This is a genomic window from Bauldia sp. (assembly GCF_020442045.1).
Classification (GTDB): Bacteria; Pseudomonadota; Alphaproteobacteria; order Rhizobiales; family Kaistiaceae; genus Bauldia.
In genome coordinates this window covers 1-2,685 of the sequence record NZ_JAGRLA010000168.1, presented here as the reverse complement: position 1 = coordinate 2,685, position 2,685 = coordinate 1, and the positions used below count along the sequence as shown (strand labels likewise).

At 65.2% G+C, this 2,685-nt stretch carries 3 protein-coding genes; all 3 read left to right on the top strand.

From position 1 onward, the window contains the following. Nucleotides 1-1,019 (top strand): ATP-dependent metallopeptidase FtsH/Yme1/Tma family protein (locus KDJ86_RS18645; RefSeq protein ID WP_367116850.1); only part of this gene is annotated, 1,019 nt, incomplete at its 5' end. 210 nt (nt 1,020-1,229) lie between these two features. Then, a complete protein-coding gene (locus KDJ86_RS18640) occupies nt 1,230-2,012 on the top strand; it encodes a 3-hydroxybutyrate dehydrogenase (protein ID WP_521085318.1) in 783 nt (260 codons plus the stop codon). A gap of 29 nt (nt 2,013-2,041) precedes the next feature. Further along, nucleotides 2,042-2,685: patatin-like phospholipase family protein (locus KDJ86_RS18635; RefSeq protein WP_291749325.1), on the top strand; the 644-nt coding region annotated here is incomplete at its 3' end.

Sequence of the window (2,685 nt, the reverse complement as noted above, 5' to 3'; positions counted from 1 at the left end):
TCGACCCCGCGCTTCTGCGCCCGGGCCGCTTCGATCGCCAGGTGGTGGTGCCGAACCCCGACATCACCGGCCGCGAGAAGATCCTCAAGGTCCACGTCCGCAACGTGCCGCTGGCGCCGAATGTCGACCTCAAGGTGATCGCGCGCGGCACGCCGGGCTTCTCCGGCGCCGATCTCGCCAACCTCGTCAACGAGGCCGCACTGATGGCCGCCCGGCGCAACAAGCGTCTCGTCACCATGGCCGAGTTCGAGGACGCCAAGGACAAGGTGATGATGGGCGCCGAGCGCCGCTCGACCGCGATGACGCAGGCCGAGAAGGAGCTCACCGCCTATCACGAGGCCGGCCACGCCATCGTCGCGCTCAACGTGCCGTCGTCGGACCCGGTCCACAAGGCGACGATCATTCCGCGCGGCCGCGCCCTCGGCATGGTCATGCAGTTGCCCGAAGGCGACCGCTATTCGATGAGCTACAAGTGGATGGTGTCGCGCCTGGCCATCATGATGGGCGGACGCATCGCCGAGGAGCTGAAGTTCGGCAAGGAGAATATCACCTCTGGCGCCGCCTCCGACATCGAGCAGGCGACCAAGCTCGCCCGCGCGATGGTCACACAGTGGGGCTTCTCCGACAAGCTCGGCCAGGTGGCATATGGCGAGAACCAGGAAGAGGTCTTCCTCGGCCACTCCGTCGCCCGCCAGCAGAATATGTCGCAGGAGACCCAGCAGCTGATCGACGCCGAGGTACGGCGGCTGATCGACGAGGCCTATGACAGCGCACGCGCGATCCTGACCAAGAAGAAGAAGGCATGGATCGCGATTGCCGAGGGCCTGCTGGAATACGAGACGCTGTCCGGCGACGAGATCAAGCAGATCATCGCCGGCGAGAAGCCCTCGCGCGATCTCGGCGACGACACGCCGCCCTCGCGGGGTTCGGCCGTGCCGAAGACCGGCCAGCGCAAGGAAGACAGCAAGAAGGGCGGCGAGGAGCCGGATGCCGGCATGGAGCCGCAGCCCCAGGGCTGACCCCGCCACGCGACACCAAGACATCGACAAGGCCCGGACACATGTTCGGGCCTTTGTCTTTGGTGGACATCGGCCGTTTGCCCTCACCACAACGCCGCGATGGTCGGGGCTTGGTGTCCAAACCGTAATACGCCTGCCGGTTGGATTCGATGCTGCAGTGCAATATATACGGCTCACACGCGGAAACGTCTCACAAGGAAGGCCCTGACAATGCTCAACGGAAAGAACGCAGTCATTACCGGTTCGACGTCGGGTATCGGTCTTGCCACCGCCGAACTTCTGGCAGCCAAGGGCTGCAATATCGTCATCAATTCCTTCACCGACAGCGAAGACGACCATCGCATCGCCAGCGAGCTGGCGAAGAAGCAGGGTGTCGACGCGATCTACGTCAAGGCCGACATGTCGAAGCCTGAGGAAGCCCGCGGGCTGATCGAGCAGGCTGCCTCAAAGCTCGGTTCGGTCGACATCCTCGTCAACAATGCCGGCATTCAGTACGTCGCGCCGATCGAAGAGTTTCCGACCGACAAATGGAACGCCATCCTGGCGATCAACCTTTCCGCGGCCTTCCACACATCGGCCGCAGCCGTGCCGGGCATGCGCGACAATGGCTGGGGCCGCATCGTCAACATCGCCTCGGCGCACGGTCTGCGCGCCTCGCCGCACAAGGCTGCCTATGTCGCGGCCAAGCACGGCATCGTCGGCCTCACCAAGGTGGTCGCCGTCGAGCTGGCCGGTAAGGGCGTAACCTGCAACGCGGTCTGCCCCGGCTTCGTTCACACTCCGCTGGTCGAGAAGCAGATCGAGGACCGGATGAAGGAAACCGGCTTCGACCGCGACAAGACGATCCGCGACGTCATCCTGGAAAAGCAGCCGAGCAAGCAGTTCGCGACGGTCGAGCAGATCGCCGCATCGGTGGCCTTCCTCGCCTCCGACGATGCCGCCCAGATCACCGGGACGACGCTGTCGATCGACGGCGGCTGGACGGCCCAGTAGGTCCGGCCAGGACCTCCGGAGCCACGTCAATGGCCGCCAACCAGCCGACCGGCAAGCCAGTCAACATCGCGCTGCAGGGCGGCGGATCGCACGGCGCCTTCACCTGGGGCGTACTCGACCGGCTGATCGAGGACGGCAGGCTCGATATCGGGGCGATCTCCGGCACCAGTGCCGGCGCGATGAATGCCGTCGCCTTCGCCGACGGCTGGGTCCGCGGCGGGGCGGAAGGAGCGCGAGCGAAGCTCCACGAATTCTGGCGCGAGGTCGGGCTGAAGGGGCGCTTCAGCCCGGTCCAGCGGATGCCCTGGGATGTCCTGTGGGGAAGCTGGTCGATCGAGGATACGCCGGGCTATCTCTGGTATGAAGGCTGGTCGCGGCTGATGTCGCCCTATGCCGCCAATCCGTTCAACATCAATCCGCTGGTCGAGGTGCTGGAAAGCACGATCGACTTCGAGCGCGTGCGCGCCTGCGGCGACCTCAAGCTGTTCATCTCGGCGACCAATGTCGAAACCGGCCAGCTCCGGGTGTTCGAGACCGGCGAGCTCGACGCCCGGGTGGTCATGGCATCGGCCTGCCTGCCGCAGATCTTCCAGGCCGTGGAGATCGACGGCGACTATTTCTGGGACGGCGGCTATGGCGGCAACCCGGCGCTGTTTCCCTTCTTCTACGCCAG

Excerpts from the sequence above, each read along its gene's own strand:
- KDJ86_RS18640 (WP_521085318.1), top strand. The coding sequence starts at position 1,230 with ATGCTCAACGGAAAGAACGCAGTCATTACCGGTTCGACGTCGGGTATC.